We start from the raw sequence: 15,164 nt of genomic DNA, 5'->3' as shown, positions 1-15,164 counted from the left end.
ATGGCCGCCCACACCCTCTCTCCGAAGGCCGCCCTCCGTCGCCCGTTCGGCGCGGGCCAGCCCGTTGTCTACTGGCGGCTCGGCACCACGCAGGAGGCGCGCTACGACGTCGCCGACCAGCCGATGAAGGGAGAGATGGACCCCTTCTTCTTCCTGACCAAGCACAAGAACTTCATCCCGCACGAATATCCCTGTCGCACGCAGTTCGCGGCCGAGCGTCGCGGCAAGCGCCCGACGCCAACCGTCGACGCTTCCGCGCATCGCGTCTGGCTGCCCTTCGCCTCGCCGCGCGTCGACCTGTCCGGTTTCTGGTTCCGCCCGACCGTCATCGGCACCTGGGCCGAGACCACGATCGAAGCGCAGGCCGCGGGAACCGCACGCCTGCGTCTGCGCACCTGCGGCGGGGCGATTCTTTTCGTCGATGGCGAGGAAGCCGGGTGGATGGCGCCCTACGGCCGCAACCTCGAATCGGCCGAGGAATTCGAGGTCGCGCTACGGGCCGGCGCCAATCGGATCCGCATCTGGTTCGATGATCTCGCCGAGCGCGACGCCCGCTACTACTTCCAGCTCGACTACCTTTCCGGCCCTGCCGTCGAACATGCCTTGCCGATCCCCGTCGAGACGGAACTCGCCGGCGCGATCGAGGCAGCGCTCGAGAGCATGCATTTCGAGAGGCCCGCCTACTCCGACGGAGAGGTGGCGCTGGTCATCGACCGGCCGCTGCCGGCGGACGTCGGAGTCGCCGTCCAGATCGAAGGCGACTTCATGTCGATCGAGGCGCCGGTGCGCTTCGACATCGAGCTACCGGCCGGGGCCACGCGGATCGCGGTCGCCGACACCGAGGCGCTGCCGGCCGATTTCCGCCATTTCAAGGTTTCGTTGTCGGTCGGCGATTTCGCCGCCGCGCGCACCTACGGCGTCGAAATCTCTCATGCGCGCAGGCAGGGCGAGGCGCCGGCGACGCTGACGGCGCGCATCGACGAGGCGCTGACCGAGGTCGCCGATCACGCAGAAGCGGACACGGTGCGGGCGCTGGCGCGGCTCGCCATCGGCCGCGCCGGTGCCGAGACCGAGGCGATGATCGCCGGCGCGCTGCCGATGATCGAGGACTGCCACGACTGCGCCGACTTCATCCTCGTGCCGCTGCTGTGGTCGCGGCAGGCCTATGCCGAAGCTCTGGACCCCGCCCTGCGTCAGCGAATCGACGGCGCCATTCTCGGTTATCGCTACTGGATGGACGAGCCCGGCAACGACGTGCAGTGGTATTTCTCGGAAAACCACGCGCTCCTGTTTCACACCGCAGCCTATCTCGCCGGCCATATCCTCCCCGATGCCCGCTTTGTCCGATCCGGGCGCTTGGGACGAGAGCAGTCGGCGGTGGGCGCCGCCCGCGTGCGCGCCTGGCTCGACCATTTCGAGGCATGGGAAATGGCCGAGTTCAACTCGGCGCCCTATTTCCCGATAGACCTCAAGGGGCTCTGCGCGCTCTACGCGCTCGCTCCCGACGCGGACATTTCCAGCCGCGCCGGCGCCGGCATCCTCCGGCTGATGGAGGTGATCGCCCGCTCCGCCCATCACGGCATCATGACCGGCGCGCAGGGCCGCTCCTACGAACATACGCTCAGGGCCTCGCGCACGCTCGAACTGTCGGGCATCAGCCGCATGGTCTGGGGCAAGGGGAACTACGGCATGCGCTTCCACGCATTGCCGCAGCTGGCGCTGTGCGTGCGCGACCACCGGCTCGTTATGCCCCGACGACCTCGCGGCGATCGCCTCGGTCGAAGACGACAGCGCCTGGGAATGGTGCTTCGCACAGGGCCAGGACAGGTTCGCGCGGCTCTACCACCACAAGACCCGCGACCACGCCATGGGCAGCGCCGCCGGCTACCGCTGGAACCAGTGGGGCTATCAGGAAACGGTGATCCATATCCGACTGGGTGAGAACCCAGACGCGCAGATCTGGATCAACCATCCCGGTGAGGTGCTGCAGTCGGGCTACGGGCGCCCGTCCTACTGGGGGGAAGCGGCACCCTGCCCCGGGTGCACCAGTATCGCGACCTCGCGGTCATCCGCTTCGACTGCTCCGACGAGCAGCCCGATTTCACTCATGCCTGGTTCCCGCAGAGCGCCTTCGACGCGACGAGCGTCGCCGGCAATGCGGCGCTGGCGCAAGCGGGCAACGCCTTCGTCATGCTGAAGACGTCGGCCCCCCCTCGCGCAGGTTACCAGCGGGCCCACGGCCGGCAACGAACTGCGCGTCCCGGGACGGCAGGCGACCTGGATCGTCAGGCTGGGCAGCCGCGCCGCGGCCGGCTCGCTCGATGGATTTGCCGGCACATTCTCGACGCTCGACGTCGTCGCCGGCGAGGACGGGGAGCTTCTGGTGGAAGATCCGGAATATGGCCTCGTGCGCTTCAGCGCCGACGGCGGCGCACGCGCGCAGGACAGGGTCGTCGACCCGTCACAATGGACGGTGCAAGGTCGGGCGACGCGCCTCGGATAGGAGTTCTTGAGGCCGGCCCGCGGGAGGAATGCGGGCCGGGCGAGACGACACAACTGGTCAGCGGGAACGACCCGCGTTTTGGGAGGAGACTGAAATGAAAAAGACACGAACCGCATTGGCGGCCGCAGCCGCCAGCCTTCTCGCCTCAAGCGCGCTCGCGGGCGAAGTCAGGATCATGTGGTATTCCGACGGGGTGGAAGGCGAGGTCATCCAGGACCTGCTCAACCGCTTCATGAAGGACAACCCGGATATCAAGGTCACGCTCGACAACGTCGCCTACAAGGTCATCCAGGAACAGCTGCCGATCCAGCTCGAATCCGGACAGGGTCCGGACATCGCCCGCGTCACCAACCTCAAGGAACTGGCGCAGCACTGGCTCGACCTGCGCCCCATCGTCGCCGACGCGAAATACTGGGACGACAATTTCGGCGCACAGGCCGACTGGATGCGCCCCGACGGCTCCGACGCCATCTCGGGCTTCATGACACAGCTGACCCTGACCGGCGGCTTCGCCAACAAGACGCTGTTCGAGCAGGCCGGCGTTGCCATGCCCGGCGAAAAGGCCACCTGGGACGACTGGATCAAGGCCTCGGCCGAGGTGATGAAGAGCCAGAAAACGGCTGCAGCCTTCGCCATCGACCGCTCTGGCCATCGCATCTCGGGACCTAACGTGTCCTATGGCGCCAACTACATCGGTGCTGACGGAAAGCCGGCCAAGGTCGACGACGGCACCAAGGCCTTTGGCAAAAGGCTGGTCGACTGGACCGCGGAAGGGCTGATGCTAAAGGAGACATGGGTCTCCGCCGCGGGATCGACCTACCGGGCCGCCGCCGACGACTTCATCAATGCACAGATTCCGTTCTACTATTCGGGCAGCTGGCAGGTCGCAAACCTGTCGACCAAGATCGGCGACAGCTTCGACTGGGTTGCTATCGGATCGCCCTGCGGCAGCGCCGGATGCTCGGGTCTCAAGGGTGGCGCAGCGCTCGTCGCAGTCAAATACACCAAGAACCCGGCCGACGTGGCCAAGGTGATGGACTACCTCGCAAGCGAGGCTGTGGTTAAAGAGTTCTCCGAGCGCACCCTGTTCCTGCCGGCCCACAAGGCCGTCGTCGAGAAGGGCGGCCTGAACTGGGTGACCAAGGACAAGAATGTCGGTCCGGCCCTCGATACCTTCGTCAAGGCGTCCAATGAGACCCTGCCCGCCGCCGACGCGCTGCCGGCATGGAAGTGGGGCACTGCCTATTACGGCGCGCTCGTGACACGCATCAGCCAGGTCATGGCCGGCGAGATGAGCCTCGACGAGGCGTGGGGCAAGATCGACCAGGACATCGCCGACAAGGTCGCCCAGGCGAAGTGACAATGTCCGCCCCGATCGGAAAGGCACTCGGCGCCGTAGTGGCGGCGCCGGTCATCTGGCTGGCGTCGGCCGTCAATCTGCCGCTCAAGGCGTGGCAGAGGGCGACCGGCACTAACGGCATGGCCGCATTCTTCCTCGCCCCGAACATGGCGATCTTCGCGGTGTTCGTGCTGACTCCGTTCGTCATCAACTTCTTTTATTCGGCAACGTCCGGCACCGCCTTCTTCCTTGCCGATCGCGCCTATGTCGGCGCGGCGCAATACGAGCGCCTGTTCGACTGCGGCAGCTATCTCGACCCCTCGACCTGCCGCGAGGACTTGTTCTGGAAGGCGGTGCAGAACACCGGGCTGTTCGTCGTCGTGCAGGTCGCGCTGATGACGCTGGTGTCGGTCATCACCGCGCTGATCCTCAACCGCGAGATTGCCGCGCGCAGTTTCTGGCGCGCCGTCTTCTTCTTCCCCGTGCTCTTGTCGCCGGTTGTCGTCGGCCTGATCTGGCGCTGGATCCTACAGCGACAGGGCCTGCTCAACTACATGCTCTATTCCGTCGGGCTCGAGCCGCACGACTGGCTGATCGAGCGCGGCTCGGCTTTCACAGCGGCCGTCACCGTCTCGGTCTGGGCGCATATGGGTTTCTATACGCTGATCCTGCTCGCCGGCCTGCAGGCCATTCCGCGCGATCTCTACGAGGCGGCGGAGATGGACGGCACCCGGCCCGCGCGCGTGTTCTGGCGCATCACCCTGCCGCTCTTGATGCCGAGCCTGCTGGTGGTCGTCATCCTCACGCTCATCCGCGCGGTGCAGATCTTCGACGAGGTTTATGTGTTGACCGGCGGCGGTCCCGGAACCTCGACCCTCTACCTGACGCAATACATCTACGAGGTCGGCTTCGCCTCACTGCTGCGCAATCCCGGCCTCGCCGCCGCGGCCTCGATCCTGATGGGTGCCGTGCTGGTGGTGCTGACGTTACTCCAGCTTCAGCTCGGCCGGCGCGGCGAGAAGAAGGGAGCGCGCGAATGAGCGCCGTCGTCTCGTTTCTCACCCGCCGTCGCGGCGGCAAGGGCTGGCACTGGACCGACGTCGTCACCTGGGTGTGGCTCGTCGGCGGTCTGATCGTCATGTTCGGCCCGGCGATCTGGCTGATCGCCTCCTCCTTCAAGACGCCGGCACAGCTTGCAGAGTTTCCGCCGACCATCCTGCCCTATGTCGGCCAGCAGGCGACGGTCGAGGGCTACGACACGCCGCTGACGCTCTACACAGTGAAGATGCCGGACGGGACGAGCCGGGTGCTCGCCGAAGTGCGGCGCGTCGGCATCGTCTCGCAGATGGTGGACCCAGCCGCACCCGGCGAGGTTATCAAGGTCAACATCGCCGACCGCACGCCGGTGCGAGAGGTCGGCCTTGCGACCGAGAACTACGTCGTCCCGTTGGAGCAGAACAATTTCCTGCTCTACCTGCGCAACTCGGTCTTCGTCACCTTCATGGCGACGATCATCACGCTTTTGACCAATTCGATGGCGGCCTTCGCGCTGTCGAAATACCGCTTCCCCGGACGCGACGCCGTCATGCTGCTCATCGTCGGCACGCTGATGGTGCCGCTGTCGGTGGTGCTGGTGCCACTCTACTCGGTCGTCAGCGCGGTCGGCCTCTACGATTCGCTGTGGGGCATCATCCTGCCGACGGTGGCCACGCCGACCGGCGTCTTCCTGCTGCGCCAGTACATGCTAACCATTCCCGACGAACTGCTCGATGCGGCACGCATGGACAATGCGTCCGAATGGCAGATCTACTGGCGCATCGTCCTGCCGTTGGCGGCGCCCGCGCTGGCAGTGCTCGCCATCTTCTCCGTCGTATGGCGTTGGAACGATTTTCTCTGGCCGCTCGTCGTGCTGTCGCGCAAGGAGCTCTACACGCTGCAAGTCGGCCTCAACACCTATGCCGGCGAACTGAACGTTCAGTGGCACTACATCCTGGCAATGACCGTCGTGACCATGATCCCCGTCGTGCTGGTCTTCGTCTTCCTGCAGCGCTTCATCACCTCCGGCATCGCCGGCAGCGGATTGAAATAGGCTCGATAATGGGACAGATAAAACTCACCGACATAGACCGCGCCTACGGCAAGCTGAAGATCCTGCACGGGATCAGCCTGGCCATCGAGGACGGCGAGTTCGTCGTGCTGGTCGGCCCGTCGGGATGCGGCAAGTCCACGCTGCTGCGGCTGATCGCCGGCCTCGACCAGCCGACGGGCGGCACGATCGAGATCGACGGCAAGGACGTGACCAAGGTCTCGGCCGCCCAGCGCGGCCTGGCCATGGTGTTCCAGTCCTACGCGCTTTACCCGCATATGTCGGTGCGCCAGAATCTTGCCTTCGGTCTTGAAAACCAGCGCATGGCAAAGGACGAGATCGACAAGCGCATCGCGGAGGCCGCGCGCATGCTCGAGATCGAAGCCTATCTCGACCGGCGGCCGGGACAACTCTCGGGCGGTCAGAAGCAGCGCGTCGCCATCGGCCGCGCCGTCGTGCGCAATCCGACCGCCTTCCTGCTGGACGAGCCGCTGTCGAACCTCGACGCCGAATTGCGCATCTCGACGCGTGCCGAACTCGCGGCGCTGCACGAACGTCTCGGCACGACGATGATCTATGTGACGCACGACCAAATCGAGGCGATGACGCTCGCCGACCGGATCGTGGTCATGCGCGCCGGCCGCATCGAGCAGGTCGGGCGCCCGCTCGATCTCTACAATTCCCCGGCAAACCTGTTCGTTGCCGGCTTCATCGGCGCGCCGCGAATGAACCTGATGGATGTGACGGTAACGGCGGCCGGACCCGCTTCGGTCACTGTCGAGGGACCCGGCGGCTTCACCGCAACGCATGCGGGCGACGGGTCGGCGCTACGCCCCGGAGACAAGGCGACGCTGGGCGTGCGACCGCACGATATTGCAACGGTCGATCGCGGCGGCGTGGAGGCGAAGGTAACGCTCATCGAGGCCCTGGGTCCGGAGACGGTGATCCATGCCTCGCTTGCGGACGGCAAGAAGCTCGTCGCGGTCCTCCAGGGCCAGGATGTCTCCCCTGCCGGGGGAAGCGTCCGGCTCGGCTTCGACGCCGGGCGGACGCATCTGTTTGACGCATCGGGCCTGCGCGTGCCCGACGCTCAGGTCTCCGTGGCGAGGTAGCGCTCGAGGAAGCCGAATACGGCTGCGCGCATCGCTGGCGTCTCGACGTGGCCCGCTTCGGCTTCGCGCAGAACTGTCAGACGGTCGGCCGCGCCCGCCCGCGCATAGGCATCGCGCGTTTCGGCGAGCGCGCGGTCGACGGCGGCAGGCGGCGTCAGTGGGTCGCGATCGCCGACCGCGATCAATTGGGGCCGCGGCGCGATCATGCCCGCGATGACCCCGTTGGAGGCGATGCCGAGCAGGCCCGGGATCGTCAGGTAGATGCCATGCAGGTCATGCGCGCCGCTATCGATCAGCGTCTCGAAATCGGCGTAGCAGCACAGATGCGCGACGCACGCGACGCGGGGCTCGACCGCTGCCAGCCAATAGCCGAGCGTCGCCCCCATCGACAGTCCGAACACGCCGATGCGCTCTGCAATTACATCGTCGCGCGCGGCGAGCCAACGGAACGCAGACTGCTGCTCAGCCACCATCTGCCCTGCCAGTGACCGGCCACGCCAGAGACAGGCCTTCGTGCGGGCGCTCTCGTTTGGCTCGGCCCGCGCGCCGAAGGCAGGCATCTCGATCATGAGCGTGACAAAGCCGAGACGGGCGAACTCTGGTCCCAGTGGTCCCAGCAGCGCCGGCCGGCCGTCGAGCAGTTCGTCCGCGCCTATGTCGTAGCGCGCGCCGTGAGCGTGGATATAAAGAAGCGCCGGCGATCGGTCTGCAGACACCGGCCGCGTCAGCACGCCCCGCACCGCCTCACCGTCGGCGGTGACAAAGGCAAGGCGCTCGATGGCATAGCCGTCCGCTTCACTGACCTGTCGGGAGACGAGGCCGAGCGGATGATTCCCGAGCTCGAAGGCTGCCCGCAACCGGTCGCTTGGTGACATCGAATTCATGGCCGCAGTCGAGAACGATCACCCGTCCTCGTCAAGCACCGCTGACCTGCCCACCGAGTTTCTCTTCCAGCTGGAATTAGAGTCCGGCCTCGGCTGAACGACGGACAGATCAAGCGGAAGCGGTTCACGGGGTCGGAACGCGCCGATGGGATCAGTCGGCGCCTTACGGCAGCTATTCGATCTTCGACGCCCAGAAGCCGTCGTTCCGGGATCGGCCCCATTCCGTCTATCAGTCGTGAGCGCATCGACTGCAGAAATTAGGCCGTCGCTGGGTCGAAGATGACGGTGAGACGGAGACGTCATTATGACAATCTCCTTATGCCTCCAGATAGCAAAAGGCCGGGCGAACCCGGCCTCTCCTATGCACTTCAATGATCACTGCCAGTACATCCGTGGTCAAAGACCGGAAGTGCAGTTCTATTACGCAGCCTGAAGGTTCTCGGCCGCGCTCTTGCCGTTGCGGCGATCCTGCACGAGGTCGAAGCTGAGCTTCTGGCCTTCTACGAGCCCGGTCATCCCGGCACGCTCGACGGCGGAGACGTGGACGAATACGTCCGGCTGACCGCCGCCCTGCTCGATGAAGCCGAAGCCTTTGGTGGAATTGAAGAACTTTACGGTTCCAGTGCTCATGGCGATTTTTCCTTTCAAATCGGCATAGTTTTCCGGCGTCTGACCGCATGTCCGACGTCGTATTCTTCGAAGTTGAATTGGAATATCGTCAGAGCGCGAGGCGCAGGAACAAAGTTCGTAAACAAGCTCGATCTAGCGAACATATCCGCATAACTTAACCAAAACAAGGTCCGGCTCGAAATTATCTTGGAACCGATTTGCCGCTTTCAGCCTGCTGGCTAGTTGAAAGGCTGATAGGCCGCTTCACCGGGATGACGCTGTCGTCACCCGATCAATTATGCGCATCACGGGCGCACAGACCCATCGCTTTCAGTTCGAACCGTGCGCGATCTTCTGCGCGCGCGGATGTTCTGGCACCGTCGCCGATCCGGGATAAGGTAGCCCGGCGAATCAGACATAGAGGGAGTTCTTCCATGCTTCGGCGCCTGGCTCTTGCATCCATTCCCTTCCTGGCGGCCGCCTGGCCGGCAGCCGCACAGGACACCTACGCGGCCGCGGATGCGGAGCTGAACAGGCTGTACCAGAAGATCGAATCCCGGCTGATCAACGACCACGCGACGAAGCAGCAGCTGATCAAGGCCCAGCGCGCCTGGATTGCCTTCCGCGACGCGGAATGCGCCTTCTCGGCCTCCGGCGTCGAAGGCGGCAGCGTCTATCGCGAGGTGCTCGAAGCCTGCCTCAGCGACCTGACCAAGGTCCGCATCGGCAGTTTCAACGGCTATCTGAACTGCCAGGAAGGCGACATGGCCTGCCCGGTTCCGGCCAACTGAACTCGCCCATCGGCGCTCCCGCGTTCCGGGAAGGCGGGTGCGTCAGCCGGCCGGTGCCGCCGGCTGGTCGGGATCGGCTTCACGCAACCTGTAGCCGACCCCGGTCTCGGTCGTGATGTAGTACGGATCGTCCGGGCTGCGCTCGATCTTCTGCCGGAGCTGGCGCACATAGACGCGCAGGTACTGCACGTCGGCGGAAGCCCCCCACACCTGGTTCATGAGGTGCTGGTGGGTAATCACCTTGCCCGCATGCTGCACGAGGATGCGCAGAATGTCGTATTCCTTCGGCGACAGCTTAACCTCCTTGCCCGCCACCTTGACGATGCGCTTGACGAGGTCGACCGAGAGCTCGCCGGTGTGGAACACCGGCCGCTCGCCCTGCTGCTGGAGCCGGTGGCGCAGCGCGACGCGGATGCGCGCCGCCAGTTCCTTCATGCCGAACGGCTTGGTCACGTAGTCGTCCGCGCCCTGCTCCAGCGCCCGCACGATGCCGGCCTCGTCGGTTCGGCTGGACAGGATGACGACAGGCAGTCCGATCCCCTCGTCGCGCCATCTGGCCAGAAGGTCGTGGCCCGACATGTCGGGCAGGCCGAGATCGAGCAGGATCAGGTCCGGCCGCTCCTGCGCGACGCTCTCGATCGCCGTTCGCGCGTTCGGCGCCTCGACGACCGCGTAGCCCTCGTTCGTCAGGCCGACACGCAAGAGCTTGCGGATCGGCGGTTCGTCGTCGACGACCAGGATCGTCACGGCGGAATTGCTCATCTCGTCTCCTCCGGGCTGGTCGTGGTCGGCAGCGGCAGCCTGATGGTGAACACTGCGCCCGACCTGTCGCGCCGGCTGGCGGCCGAGATCGTGCCGCCCATCGCCTCGATGAAACCGCGGCAGATGGGCAGGCCGAGCCCGGTTCCGGCGCGCACATGGTCCGTCTTGCGCACCCGGTAGAAGGTGTCGAAGACGCGCTCCAGGTCCTGCGGCGGGATGCCCGGTCCTTCGTCGAGCACGTCGAGGACGACCGATCCGTCGTCCGCCCGCGCCCGGATGAGCACCGTGGAGCCGGAGGGCGCGTATTTCGCCGCGTTGTCGAGCAGGTTGAACAGCACCTGCTCGAACAGAACCGGGTCGAGCCGCAGCATCGGCAGGTCGCGCGGGATGTCGATGTCGGTCCAGTGACCGGCCATGATCTTCTCCGCCCGCCGCAGCGCACTGCCGACGATGTCGCCGACGTAGTGGAGCGACGTGTTCGGCTCCATCGCCCCGCTCTCCAGGCGCGTCATGTCCAGCAGGTTGGCGATGAAGCGGTTCAGCCGCTCGGACTCGTCCACGATTGTCCCCAGCAGGTCAGCGCGGTCGGCTTCCGAGATCGCCGAATAGTCCCTCATCGTGCCGGCCGCCCCCATGATCGCCGCCAGCGGCGTCTTCAGGTCGTGCGAGATCGAGGTGAGCAGCGCCGAGCGCAGCTTGTCGGCCTCCGCGGCGAGCCTTGCCTTGTCGACATCGGCGACGAGCTGAATGCGCTCGATCGCCACCGCCGCCTGGTCGGCGAGCGCGTCGAACAGCCGCTGCTGCTCCGGCGTCAGCAGCGGCCCCTGCCGGTCGTTGTCGAGGCCGATCACGCCGACGGCGGTGCGCCCGGTCCGAAGCGGGAGATAGAGACGCCCGGCGCCCGGCAGCGTGTCGGCCCCGCGCCCGGCCGGGCGGTTGTGCTCCCATGCCCAGCGCGCGGCCGCGATGTCCGCGTCGACCAGCGTGTCGTCGGGCGGGTAGCCTGCCTTGACCGTGATCGTGTCGCCCTCGGGAAGCAGGATGACGACGCGCACCTTCAGCATCGCCGCGATCTGGTGCGCCGTGGCCCACAGCACATCGTCCAGCGTGCCGGTGCCGGCCAGCTTCTTCGAAAAGAGATAGAGGTCCTCCGTCGTCCGCGCCCGTTGCCGCGCCGCGGCCGCCTGCCGGTGCACGCGCGCGGTCAGGTTGCTCGCGATCACCGCGGCGCCGAGGAAGAAGCCGAAGGCGATGACGCTTTCGGGATCGCTGATCGTGAATGTGTAGCGCGGGTCGAGGAAGAAGAAATTGAAGGCCAGCGCGCCAGCCACCGAGGCGAACAGCGCCGGCCACAGGCCCGCCGTCGCCGCCGAGGTCAGTATGCCGCCATCAGGAAGACGAGCGCGATGTTGCGCACGTCCAGCGTTCTCGACAGCAGCATGCCGAAGGCCGCCGCGATTCCGACGTAGACCAGGCTGAAGACATAGGGCCTGAGACTCGGCCGCCGCCGCGTCTCGACCGGTGCCACCCCGCGCGCCGGCAGCGCCTCGCGCTCCTTGCCCGAGATGACGTGCACGCTGATGTCGCCTGAATGGCGGATAAGGTCATGCGACACCGAGCCTTCGAAGATCTCGCGCCAGCGCGACTTGTCCGACCTGCCGATGATCACATGGCTGTAGTTGTTGGCCGCTGCGTAGCGCAGGATCTCGCCGGCGATGTCCTGGCCGGGCAGCGTGATCGCGTCGCCGCCAAGCTGCTCCGCCAGCCGCAGGTTCGCCGCCACCCGGTCCTTGTCGGCTTCCGACAGGGCGGCTGCGTGCGGCGATTCGATATAGAGTGCCGCCCAGGGCGCGCGCAGCCGATCGGCCTGCCGCCGCGCATAGCGCACCAACGCCGCGCCGCGCGCGCTCTCGTCCACGCAGACGAGCACCCGCTCCCCGGCTGCCCACGGACCATGGATGGCGTGGGCCTGCATGTGGGACAGCAGTTGCTCGTCGACCCGCTGGGCGGTGCGCCGCAGCGCGAGCTCGCGCAGCGCGGTCAGGTTGCCCGGCGAGAAATAGTTTTCGATCGCCCGCTTCGCAGTCTTGGGCAGATAGACCTTGCCCTCGTGCAGCCGCTTGATCAGGTCGTCCGGCGTGAGGTCGATGATCTCGACGTCGTCGGCCCGATCGATCACCGAATCCGGCACGGTCTCGCGCACCTTGATCCGCGTGATCTGCGCGATGACGTCATTCAGGCTCTCGACATGCTGCACGTTGAGGGTGGTGTAGACGTCGATGCCCCGGTCGAGCAGTTCCAGCACGTCGAGATAGCGCTTTGGATGGCGGCTGCCCGGCGCATTGCTATGTGCCAGCTCGTCGACGAGCACGAGCTGCGGCCGCCGCTCCAGAATTGCGTCAAGGTCCATCTCCTCGAGCTGCTGTCCTTTATAGGTGATCCCGGCCCGCGGGATCACCTCGAAACCTTCGACCAGGGCCTGCGTCTCCTTGCGACCGTGCGTCTCCACGACCCCGATCACCACGTCGACGCCGTCCGACTTGCGGGCCCGGCCGGACATCAGCATCTCGTAGGTCTTGCCAACGCCGGGCGCTGCGCCGAGGAAGATCTTCAGCCGGCCGCGCATCTCCTGCTCCGCCTTCTCCAGAAGCGCGTCCGGAGAAGGCCGCTTGTCGTCGTCTCGCAGGTCGTCGCGGCTCATGTCCTGCTTTCTATCCGCTCGTGGGCGATTGCGGAATTGCGCCTATTGCTTCCCTGACATTCCGTCGAGGGCCAGGTTGAGCTCCAGCACGTTGACGATCCGGTCCGGCGTGACGAAGCCGCCCGGCGCGAAGGCGCGGTCGCGCACCATGGCTTCGATCTGTGCCGCCGGAACGCCGCGTGCCTGGGCGACGCGCGGCACCTGGTAGCGCGCGCCCCGCTCGGTGATGTGCGGGTCGAGCCCGGCGCCCGACGCGGCTGCGAGCTCGGCCGGCAGCGGATTGTCCGGCGTCGCGCCATAGGCCGCCACCGTCTCCGCCGCGCGCGCGGCGAGGTCGGGGCTGGTCGGCGACTTGTTCGAGCCGCCGGCGCCGGCCGCGTTGACGACACCGCCGACGGACGCGGCCAGAAATAGCCCGGCTGCGTGAACGCCTGGGCGATCTGGCTGCTGCCGATCACCGTGCCGTCCGGCTTGGTGACGAGCGAGCCTTCGGCGGTGGCCGGCGTGAGCGCCTGCGCCACGCCCCAGACGGCGACCGTGTAGACGCCGGCGCAGATCGCCATGGTCGCCACGCCGATGCGGATGCTTGCGAGAAAGGAGTCCATAATCGCTGTCTCCTGTCAGTTCATGGAGATGACGTGTTCGGCGATCGGGCCGAGCGTCGCCGCGGGGAAGAAGGTCAGTGCGCCGACGATCACGACGGTCGCGGTCAGCATGCCGGCGAAGGTGCCGTCCTCGACGGAGAGCGTGCCGCTCGATTCCGTCGCACGTCGCTTGGTGGAGAGCGACCCGACGATCGCCAAGGGCAGGATGATCGGGATGAACCGGGCGAGCAGCATGACGGTGCCGGTGGCGATGTTCCACACCGGCGTGGCGTCGCCGAGCCCCTCGAAGCCGGAGCCGTTGTTCGCAGTCGCCGACGAGAACTCGTAGAAAATCTCGCTGAAGCCGTGCGGCCCGATATTGTTCAGCGTCGCCGCACCCCATGGCGTCGCGGCGAAGATCGCGGTGCCCACGAGGATGAAGAAGCCGTGCGCCAGGAGGCCCAGCATGGCGAACTTCACCTCGCGCGCCTCGACCCGCCAGCCGAGATATTCCGGCGTACGCCCGATCATCATGCCGGCGATGAAGACGCCGACGATGATGTAGAGGAACATGTTCACCATACCCACGCCGACGCCGCCGAAATCCTCGTTCAGCCACATGCCGATCATCGGCATCAGGCCTGTGAGCGGATTGAGACTGTCGTGCATCGCGTTGACCGAGCCATTGCTGGTAGAAGTCGTCAGCACCGCCCAAAGCGGGCCGGCAGAGGCTCCGAAGCGCAGTTCCTTGCCTTCGAGGTTTCCAACGTCCTGCGTGATCGGCAGCGAGGCGAAGGCCTGGGTCGGCACGGATTCGAAGCCCACCGCACCGACGATGCGCGCGCCCATGAGCAGAAGCATCACGGCGAACAGCACGCCCGCATGCGTCATGCGCCCGATGATCCGGCCGAACATCCAGACGCAGGCCATCGGGATGAGGATGATCGCGATGGTCTCGATCACGTTCGACAAGAAGGTCGGGTTCTCGAGCGGGTGCGTGCTGTTGGGGCCGAAGAAGCCGCCGCCATTGGTCCCGATCTGCTTGATCGCCACGAAGGCCGCGACCGGCCCGCGGGCGATCGTCTGCTGCGCGCCCTCGAGCGTGGTCGCGACGACCGAGCCGTTGAACGTCATCGGCACGCCCGTGGCGACCAGCAGCAGGGCAACCACGAAGGCAATCGGCAGGAGGACGAGGAACGTTGCCCGCTGCACGTCGACGAAGAAGTTGCCGAGCTTGCGTCCGGCCAGCCCGCGGGCAAGCGCTGCGAGCGCGGCGATGCCGACGGCCGCCGACACGAACTGCAGCCACATCAGCGCGGCGAGTTGGGCGAGATAGCTCATCGAGACCTCGCCGGAATAGTGCTGCAGGTTGGTGTTGGTCGTGAACGACGACGCCGTGTTGAAGATGAGGCTGGGGTCGAGCGCGCCCTTGGCGTCCGGATTGAGCGGCAGATACTGCTGCAGGGCCAGGATCGCGAAGGTGACGACGAACAGGACCACGTTGAACGTCAGCAGGGACAGGACATAGCGCTTCCAATCCTGGCCGTCCCGCGTGAGCGCGCCGCCGATCGACTGGAAGAGCGAGGTGAAACGCCGTGCCTCACCCGCGGCTTCCGAGGGATCCATCGCCCAGCGCATGTAGCGCCCGAGCGGCCAGGAGATCAGCACGATGGCGCCGAGGACGAGAACGACGAAAAGTATGGCTTGCAGCATTGGAATGACTCCGCATCAGGCGCGATCGAGCGCCGAGGCCATTGCGAACAGCAGGGCGAAGATGATCAGGCCGAGAACGA

Annotated in this window: 9 protein-coding genes and 3 pseudogenes; 6 read left to right on the top strand and 6 right to left on the bottom strand. The window is 66.1% G+C overall.

Annotated features, from left to right (window positions below):
* The 5 genes and pseudogenes from LRS09_RS13100 to LRS09_RS13080 all read left to right on the top strand — a co-directional run bounded on the left by LRS09_RS13100 (position 1) and on the right by LRS09_RS13080 (position 7,040).
* Positions 1 to 2,503: pseudogene (locus LRS09_RS13100) on the top strand (hypothetical protein).
* A 94-nt stretch (positions 2,504 to 2,597) separates the two neighbouring features.
* Entirely contained in the window at positions 2,598 to 3,863 is a 1,266-nt protein-coding gene (locus LRS09_RS13095; protein ID WP_257807213.1) for an ABC transporter substrate-binding protein, read from the top strand.
* Between the two features lie 2 nt (positions 3,864 to 3,865).
* On the top strand, positions 3,866 to 4,882 hold the full coding sequence (locus tag LRS09_RS13090; RefSeq protein WP_257807212.1) for a carbohydrate ABC transporter permease: 1,017 nt from the start codon (positions 3,866 to 3,868) through the stop codon (positions 4,880 to 4,882).
* Positions 4,879 to 5,931, top strand: coding sequence for a carbohydrate ABC transporter permease (locus tag LRS09_RS13085; RefSeq protein WP_257807211.1), 1,053 nt, complete (start codon positions 4,879 to 4,881; stop codon positions 5,929 to 5,931). Before LRS09_RS13090 ends, LRS09_RS13085 begins: the two co-directional genes overlap by 4 nt.
* Before the next feature lie 8 nt (positions 5,932 to 5,939).
* Complete coding sequence (locus LRS09_RS13080; RefSeq protein ID WP_257807210.1) at positions 5,940 to 7,040, top strand: ABC transporter ATP-binding protein; 1,101 nt, start codon at positions 5,940 to 5,942, stop codon at positions 7,038 to 7,040.
* Here LRS09_RS13080 and LRS09_RS13075 read toward each other — a convergent pair.
* Together LRS09_RS13075 and LRS09_RS13070 are read right to left on the bottom strand one after the other, a co-directional pair.
* Positions 7,019 to 7,924 carry a S9 family peptidase gene (locus tag LRS09_RS13075; protein ID WP_257807209.1) on the bottom strand — a complete coding sequence of 302 codons (906 nt, stop codon included), beginning with the start codon at positions 7,922 to 7,924 and terminating at the stop codon, positions 7,019 to 7,021. The genes LRS09_RS13080 and LRS09_RS13075 overlap by 22 nt on opposite strands.
* Positions 7,925 to 8,344: 420 nt before the next feature.
* The gene (locus tag LRS09_RS13070) at positions 8,345 to 8,554 is read right to left on the bottom strand and encodes a cold-shock protein (RefSeq protein ID WP_257807207.1); all 210 of its coding nucleotides are present in this window, start codon (positions 8,552 to 8,554) and stop codon (positions 8,345 to 8,347) included.
* A 413-nt stretch (positions 8,555 to 8,967) separates the two neighbouring features.
* On the opposite strand from LRS09_RS13070, the gene LRS09_RS13065 reads away from it, so the two are divergent.
* Positions 8,968 to 9,324, top strand: coding sequence for a lysozyme inhibitor LprI family protein (locus LRS09_RS13065; protein WP_257807205.1), 357 nt, complete (start codon positions 8,968 to 8,970; stop codon positions 9,322 to 9,324).
* A gap of 42 nt (positions 9,325 to 9,366) precedes the next feature.
* On the opposite strand, the gene LRS09_RS13060 is transcribed toward LRS09_RS13065, so the two are convergent.
* From LRS09_RS13060 to kdpA, 4 genes and pseudogenes are all read right to left on the bottom strand, one after another.
* Positions 9,367 to 10,086: a response regulator transcription factor gene (locus LRS09_RS13060; RefSeq protein WP_257807203.1), complete on the bottom strand. Its 720-nt coding sequence runs from the start codon at positions 10,084 to 10,086 to the stop codon at positions 9,367 to 9,369.
* A pseudogene (locus LRS09_RS13055) lies at positions 10,083 to 12,787 on the bottom strand (DUF4118 domain-containing protein). The gene LRS09_RS13060 and the pseudogene LRS09_RS13055 overlap by 4 nt, the downstream one beginning before the upstream one ends.
* A gap of 42 nt (positions 12,788 to 12,829) precedes the next feature.
* Positions 12,830 to 13,350: pseudogene (locus tag LRS09_RS13050) on the bottom strand (potassium-transporting ATPase subunit C).
* A 57-nt stretch (positions 13,351 to 13,407) separates the two neighbouring features.
* Entirely contained in the window at positions 13,408 to 15,084 is a 1,677-nt protein-coding gene (kdpA, locus tag LRS09_RS13045; protein WP_257807201.1) for a potassium-transporting ATPase subunit KdpA, read from the bottom strand.
* Between the last annotated feature and the right edge of the window lie 80 nt (positions 15,085 to 15,164).

Source organism: Mesorhizobium sp. J428 (assembly GCF_024699925.1).
Lineage (GTDB): Bacteria > Pseudomonadota > Alphaproteobacteria > Rhizobiales > Rhizobiaceae > Mesorhizobium_A.
Note: the sequence above shows the minus strand (reverse complement) of the source record. Positions and strands in the feature narration are given on the sequence as shown.

Excerpts from the sequence above, each read along its gene's own strand:
- LRS09_RS13060 (WP_257807203.1), bottom strand. The coding sequence starts at position 10,086 with ATGAGCAATTCCGCCGTGACGATCCTGGTCGTCGACGACGAACCGCCG.
- kdpA (WP_257807201.1), bottom strand. The coding sequence starts at position 15,084 with ATGCTGCAAGCCATACTTTTCGTCGTTCTCGTCCTCGGCGCCATCGTG.
- LRS09_RS13085 (WP_257807211.1), top strand. The coding sequence starts at position 4,879 with ATGAGCGCCGTCGTCTCGTTTCTCACCCGCCGTCGCGGCGGCAAGGGC.
- LRS09_RS13090 (WP_257807212.1), top strand. The coding sequence starts at position 3,866 with ATGTCCGCCCCGATCGGAAAGGCACTCGGCGCCGTAGTGGCGGCGCCG.
- LRS09_RS13095 (WP_257807213.1), top strand. The coding sequence starts at position 2,598 with ATGAAAAAGACACGAACCGCATTGGCGGCCGCAGCCGCCAGCCTTCTC.
- LRS09_RS13070 (WP_257807207.1), bottom strand. The coding sequence starts at position 8,554 with ATGAGCACTGGAACCGTAAAGTTCTTCAATTCCACCAAAGGCTTCGGC.
- LRS09_RS13075 (WP_257807209.1), bottom strand. The coding sequence starts at position 7,924 with ATGAATTCGATGTCACCAAGCGACCGGTTGCGGGCAGCCTTCGAGCTC.
- LRS09_RS13065 (WP_257807205.1), top strand. The coding sequence starts at position 8,968 with ATGCTTCGGCGCCTGGCTCTTGCATCCATTCCCTTCCTGGCGGCCGCC.
- LRS09_RS13080 (WP_257807210.1), top strand. The coding sequence starts at position 5,940 with ATGGGACAGATAAAACTCACCGACATAGACCGCGCCTACGGCAAGCTG.